The organism is Phytobacter sp. V91, assembly GCF_965644225.1.
Lineage (GTDB): Bacteria > Pseudomonadota > Gammaproteobacteria > Enterobacterales > Enterobacteriaceae > CBFFRJ01.
In genome coordinates, this window is the sequence record NZ_CBFFRJ010000201.1 from 1 (window position 1) to 5,696 (window position 5,696).

Below are 5,696 nucleotides of genomic sequence, written 5' to 3' on the forward strand. Positions count from 1 at the left end.
AAAAAAATAGATGAATGGAAGCAAGAGTCTAGTAAATACAGGGGCAGTTCGAAAGTTTTATCTCCAAAAAGTCCATTCTCTCCATTTTATGATGATGAATGGTTTATTTCTATTAATGTTGATATGGTGAAGTCTTATGGAAGAAGAAATTAATAATTGGATCGAAGAGTCTGGTGGGAAGTACAGGTTGATGCGGCAGGCTGTGCATATAATACTGAAATCTATTTCCATAGAGGAGAGTTTGAATGAAATGATGGTTATGAAGGGAGGAACCCTTCTTGGTGTTAAGCATGGTAGTGACAGGTACACAAAAGATATTGATTTTTCTACTGAAAAAAAGCTTTCCGAAATCGATTTAGATGACTTTTTCAATACATTTAATGACTCAATGGATGTTGCTGAGGCCGAGTTGGGATATGGTATAAAATGTAAGGTGCAATCTCATAAAATCCAACCTAATGCACAAGGGACATTTCCAACAGTACAGATAAACATAGCATTTTGCGACCGTTCCAATATTTCTGCAATGAAAAGGCTTGAATCCAATCAATCACCTTCTGTGATAAGTATCGATTTTAGTTTTAACGAGAAAACGTATGATTTTGACTTCTTGTCATTAGATGGTGGTGATAACGATGATAACGTAAAAACCTACAGTTTAACCGATTTGATGGCTGAGAAATATCGTTCTGTTTTACAACAAAAAGTTAGAGAGAGAAATCGTGAACAAGATATTTATGATATCAATTATCTTTTAGGTAAATATGATTTTTCTCGGCAGGATAAATATAAAATACTTGAGTCACTTTTAAAAAAGAGTGAAGGGAAGCAATTAGATGATCTTTTGAATGTTAAAGGTATAAGAGACGCGGAGATTATCGAGCGCTCTAGTCAACGATATGGGGATTTATCCTCAACCGTAAAATCATTACCTCCATTTGAAGATGCTTATGAAAACGTTGCCTGTTTCTATGAAGGTCTCCCATGGGGTATATTCAAATGATAGTGTTTAATTTTAGTGATGCTGGTAATCGAGAGGAAAATTTAGATATCTTATCTAAGATAAATTGCCAGGGTGATATGTTCGGTGTAGTTATTATGGATGGGTATTCCTGCTCTAAAAACAGTGTGGAATTGCTCTCTGATACACTAAATAAGTGTACGTTTTTTGGTGATATTAATGAAGATATCATTAAACATTGCAAGTCAATTCCTGTTAAAGCTGCTGTGTGTTTTATTTTTAAAAATGAAACGCAGCTCCATGTCTATAGTGCAGGGGATTGTCGGGTGTATAATAAAATGGGGGTTCTTCTAACAGAAGATAACTCAGTTGCCTGGAGAACTTTAAAAGAAAGTGGGGTGGATAATAAAAAAATACCACACCTTGTTTGTTATTGCCCAGACAGGAACTATTTAACATCATTTATAGATTTCTGTTCTGATGAGATTGCATTGAATCATTCAATTTTTGATTTAAATGATGAAAACAAAGAGATTATGTTATGCACCGATGGCTTTTGGGAGCATTTTGATGAGGATACTGTTGTCGACCTTATGAACGATAACCCAGAGGCTAACTTAGTTAAATTTACCAAAAGCATCTCTGGAAATGCAGAGAATCACACGGTTTGCTACGTTAGATTCCCTTCTTGATTTTGTGTTTTTTGAATAAGTTATTGAGATCTTCGTATCAGATAGATAGTCTCTTGTCTGTAAAAGAAAAAAACCGCCTTTGCGGGGCGGTTATTTTCTTCGGTTCGAAGAGTTTGCGGCTCGAAGAACCAAGGTAACTGGCTTGGAGGAGCGCAGTCACCAAAACTTGTTCTTTCAGTTTAGCCTTAACTGGCGCATAACTTCAAGACTCAACTCCTCTAATCAGCTACCAATGGCTACCGCCAGTGGCGATTTTTCGTGTCTTTCCGGGTTGGATTCAAGTGAGTAGTTACCGGAATTGACGTGGTAGTCGGACTAAACGGGGAGTTCGTGCATATAGTCCAGCTTGGAGCGAACCACCTAAAAGGAACCCAGTTGCGCGGGTAGGAATGAGAAAACGCCACCACGTAGTCAGGAACGGCGGAATGCAACGGGTAAACCTTACGGTGGGAACAGGAGAGCGCACGAGGGAGCCATCAGGGGGAAACTCCTGGTATCTTTAAGTCCTGTCGGGTTTCGCCACTTCTGATTTGAGTACCGGAGATCGACTGATTTCTGTGAAACTCGTCAGGAGGGCGAAGCCTATGGAAAACGCCCTGTTGGGCGTGGCCTTATCGTTCCTGTCCTGTCTTTTGGTTACGCTTACTGCCAACCTTCTTTATCACTTAGAAAGATCCGTCCGCTCGCCGCAGACAAGTGACCGAGCGTAGCGAGCGAACGGTCGAGGAAGCGGAAAAGAACCGGAGATGACTTGGAGCACTGACGCTGTGATGACAAAGCAACAGAGAACGGCATTAAACATGGCTAAATTCATTCAGGCGCAATCCCTGCTTTTGCTGGAGAAGCTCAACGAACTGGATCTCGATACTGAGGCCGATCTGTGCGAAAAACTACATGAGGATGCGGAACAGCTCTTTCGCACTCTGGCTATTCGACTGGATGATTTTCAAGAGGATTTGTAATGGCCCGCGTATCCATTAGCGAAGCGGCACGTCTTGTCAGTGTCAGTCGCCCGACCATTTACAAGCTACTTAAGTCCGGCGAACTAAGTTACACCTCAGTTGTAAAGCATGGCAAATCTGTAAAATCCATTGATACGGCTGAGCTTATGCGTGTTTTTGGTGCCACTGGGGTTGTAAGCGTTGGTAAAAGTGACACTGTAAAATTTGACGACACACCTACGTCGGTTAACAGTGATTTTTTACAGTCTTTACAGCATCAGGTATCGCTTTTACAGGCGGAGAATGCCGGGCTTAAAGATGCGGTGAATGCACGGGATGAGCATATCAGTTCACTTCGTCAGGCCATGCAACTTCTGGAGCATAAACAGAGCGCACCTGACCGGCAGAGTGTTCCTGCTAAGTCCTGGTGGCAATTCTGGAAAGCCCATTGAGTCATTACCACGCATTCCGGTCATAGCGTTCGGCCAGCAGCCAGACTATTACCGGATATGGAGGTTTATACTTTCCCATCGGACTGCTTTCCCCGCATGTTTGATTTCTGATGGCTGATAAAGGCCAAAAAATCGTGTCACACCCCACGCAGCATACACTGCTCAGCCGGAATCCTTTGCTGGCAAGGCTTCCGGGGGTATACCCCCTCATGTATGAAATGGTATACCTGCATCTGTTTTTATGCCGTTAAAGCCAGTCGTGGTAAGGCCTGTAGGCGGTATACCAAGTGTTGACTGACATGGTATACCCGAAACACTGCTCTGAGGGCTGCAATGCTGCACAGGATAAGGGATTGAGCCTGGTATACCCTTTTTCTGTGTATGTGACGCGATATCAGCTTCTCTCCCTGCGCGGTGTAATGGATAAAAGACCTGTCATGGCTGCGCCCCGACACCCTGCCAGCGCCTCACGGACCTGCAATAAATTGCGTGCCCGTTCACCGCTTTCTTTCGCCAGTCTGTGTCAGACTGTTATCTGAATGGCTTACTAGTTTGGAGATAAAACGGTGAAAGAATGGTTTGCGACCCTTATTGATGACCTGAGATTTCTGGGCGCGGAGTGTAAGAGAGAGTTTTCGGATCTGGAATTAACACCAGCATCTGAATTGCCGAAGAATCCAAGCCGCCCTAAAACGGCCTATGTTCCTTTTTATGTGAAAGTACCAGGGACTAACGCGCCGTATCTCCGCAAGAAATAATGCTCGAAGAAGTAAGAATGCAGACGGTCCTGATAGCTGTCTGTTTCGTCAGCGGTAATGCAACACAGTGCAACTTAATGCAATCCATGCGTGCATCGACGAGAACTAATGCAATTTAGTGCAATTTAAAGAAATTTAGAGCAATTCAGTGCAAGGCCGCCATTCTCCATGAGGCACGTTACCGACTGTATACAGTCGCGTGCCAAAGGGTTCCCCTTTGAAACCCGTTCACCGCTTCACTCCGGTAATTCAGCGTCGATCATCAGCCACCGGTCACAGTACAGGTAATCCGGATGGCCCCGGTATTCTGCCGTACCTGCATCACGGAGTGTTCGCAGATCTTCCCCGGCTGCCTGCATATACGTGGTCATGGCAAGGATGGCCTCGCGTGCAGCGGCTTCGATACCTTCCTGTGTGTCTGCCGCCGACACGCAGCCATAGCCTGTGCCGTCGAGCGCAGGGACGTAAATCCCCCAAGCGGTTTTTGTAGTTCTGGGGGATTCGATCCCGACCGAGAAGCGCCGCGTGATGGTCATGTTTTTTCTCCGTTTACCCGCCTGACGGCTTTATACAAAAAGACAGGCTGTGCCAGTGCATTATCCGGCAGTTTACCGCGAAAAATGCCCTTTAATCGTCCTTTTCCGTCCGGAGTGCGGCTCCACTCATCGGCATGCATAACGATTCACCCTCTCAGAATTCATCTGCGCCGTTTTGCGGGCTTTTCGCCGGGTAAGCTGTGATTTTCATCGGCTTCATGCTCAAAACGCGCTGAGGCCGTCTGAGCGGTGCGCGTAATGAGGCGTTATGGTAAATGCTACATGAGTGAATTTTTCTTGACTTTTGTTAATCTTCCTATAAAATAAATCCTTAGGATTTATTTTATAGGAAATTATAAAAGAAAGAAAGCCAAGTGATTGTTTGGCAATGTCTTTTACTTGACAAACTATCTCTAATAGAATATACGTCCTTAGGACGTATATTCTATTAGAGACTAAACCGAAAAGGTTGAAAATGTATCTTATCGAAGAAGCGCTAACATCTTGGCTGTTGAACGAATATAAGAAACCAGTTATAACCAAAGAAGATATCTCTTTGCAGATTTACATCTTTTATTTAAAAAAAGAATATAATGGTGAGAAGATATATCAAATCAGGAAGAGTAAAGCAGGAGCTAATGAGTTTGAAAATAACATATCAAAGCTATTAAGATCCGGAGTTTTATCCAGAGTTGAAGATAACGAGAACTATCATGCTTACCCGCATTTGATTGGTGGCTTTTATGAGGTTTTTTTTGTTAAAGGTAATGACGGGGCTCCGGAAAACGATATAGTTTGCTCCACGTATCCATACGGATACTTATCCTATTTATCAGCTATGGATTGGCACAACATCACAGATAAAATACCCAAGATAATCCATTTTACAACATGCCGTTCTGAGCAGTGGAAGAATAAATACTATCTGGATTTTAAAAAAGAACATCCAGATATAGATGAAGCAAAACAATTCATGCCTAGATTTCCAAGAAGCACTGAAATTAATGGGGTGAAAATAGTTGTTACACAAGAAACTAACTATGTTGAGCCAATGAAGTCGCGTAACTCTCAAGTTAGAGTGTCCTCTATAGGTAAGACTTTTATGGATATGACTAGGCGGCCTGATTACTGTGGTGGTGAGGAACATGTATTAGAGTCATTTATTGAACACGGTAAAAAGTATGCTCCTCTGATTATAAAGGAAGTTGATAGGTTTGGTCGTCACATTGACAAGGCAAGAATTGGATTTATTTTTGATAAAATCATAGGAATTGATAACAAAAAAATAGATGAATGGAAGCAAGAGTCTAGTAAATACAGGGGCAGTTCGAAAGTTTTATCTCCAAAAAGTCCATT

General features: G+C 42.7%; 6 protein-coding genes. 5 read left to right on the top strand and 1 reads right to left on the bottom strand.

Annotation, left to right across the window (positions count from 1 at the left end):
• The first annotated feature begins 136 nt into the window (after positions 1–136).
• The 4 genes from ACSZO4_RS24305 to ACSZO4_RS24320 all read left to right on the top strand — a co-directional run bounded on the left by ACSZO4_RS24305 (position 137) and on the right by ACSZO4_RS24320 (position 3,046).
• The gene (locus tag ACSZO4_RS24305; protein WP_437891655.1) at positions 137–1,003 is read left to right on the top strand and encodes a nucleotidyl transferase AbiEii/AbiGii toxin family protein; all 867 of its coding nucleotides are present in this window, start codon (positions 137–139) and stop codon (positions 1,001–1,003) included.
• Positions 985–1,653 carry a PP2C family serine/threonine-protein phosphatase gene (locus ACSZO4_RS24310; protein WP_437891656.1) on the top strand — a complete coding sequence of 223 codons (669 nt, stop codon included), beginning with the start codon at positions 985–987 and terminating at the stop codon, positions 1,651–1,653. The genes ACSZO4_RS24305 and ACSZO4_RS24310 overlap by 19 nt, the downstream gene beginning before the upstream one ends.
• Before the next feature lie 770 nt (positions 1,654–2,423).
• Positions 2,424–2,615: a Rop family plasmid primer RNA-binding protein gene (locus tag ACSZO4_RS24315; RefSeq protein ID WP_048234308.1), complete on the top strand. Its 192-nt coding sequence runs from the start codon at positions 2,424–2,426 to the stop codon at positions 2,613–2,615.
• A complete protein-coding gene (locus tag ACSZO4_RS24320) occupies positions 2,615–3,046 on the top strand; it encodes an excisionase family DNA-binding protein (RefSeq protein ID WP_437891657.1) in 432 nt (143 codons plus the stop codon). Before ACSZO4_RS24315 ends, ACSZO4_RS24320 begins: the two co-directional genes overlap by 1 nt.
• 994 nt (positions 3,047–4,040) lie before the next feature.
• On the opposite strand, the gene ACSZO4_RS24325 is transcribed toward ACSZO4_RS24320, so the two are convergent.
• Positions 4,041–4,340: a type II toxin-antitoxin system HicB family antitoxin gene (locus tag ACSZO4_RS24325; RefSeq protein ID WP_437891658.1), complete on the bottom strand. Its 300-nt coding sequence runs from the start codon at positions 4,338–4,340 to the stop codon at positions 4,041–4,043.
• Positions 4,341–4,815: 475 nt separating this feature from the next.
• Here ACSZO4_RS24325 and ACSZO4_RS24330 point away from each other — a divergent pair.
• The coding region (locus tag ACSZO4_RS24330) for a type IV toxin-antitoxin system AbiEi family antitoxin domain-containing protein (RefSeq protein WP_437891659.1) at positions 4,816–5,696 on the top strand (881 nt) is incomplete at its 3' end.

Bases quoted from the DNA above. Each gene is read 5' to 3' on its own strand.
- ACSZO4_RS24305 (WP_437891655.1), top strand. From the start codon at position 137: ATGGAAGAAGAAATTAATAATTGGATCGAAGAGTCTGGTGGGAAGTAC.
- ACSZO4_RS24310 (WP_437891656.1), top strand. From the start codon at position 985: ATGGGGTATATTCAAATGATAGTGTTTAATTTTAGTGATGCTGGTAAT.
- ACSZO4_RS24315 (WP_048234308.1), top strand. From the start codon at position 2,424: ATGACAAAGCAACAGAGAACGGCATTAAACATGGCTAAATTCATTCAG.
- ACSZO4_RS24320 (WP_437891657.1), top strand. From the start codon at position 2,615: ATGGCCCGCGTATCCATTAGCGAAGCGGCACGTCTTGTCAGTGTCAGT.
- ACSZO4_RS24325 (WP_437891658.1), bottom strand. From the start codon at position 4,340: ATGACCATCACGCGGCGCTTCTCGGTCGGGATCGAATCCCCCAGAACT.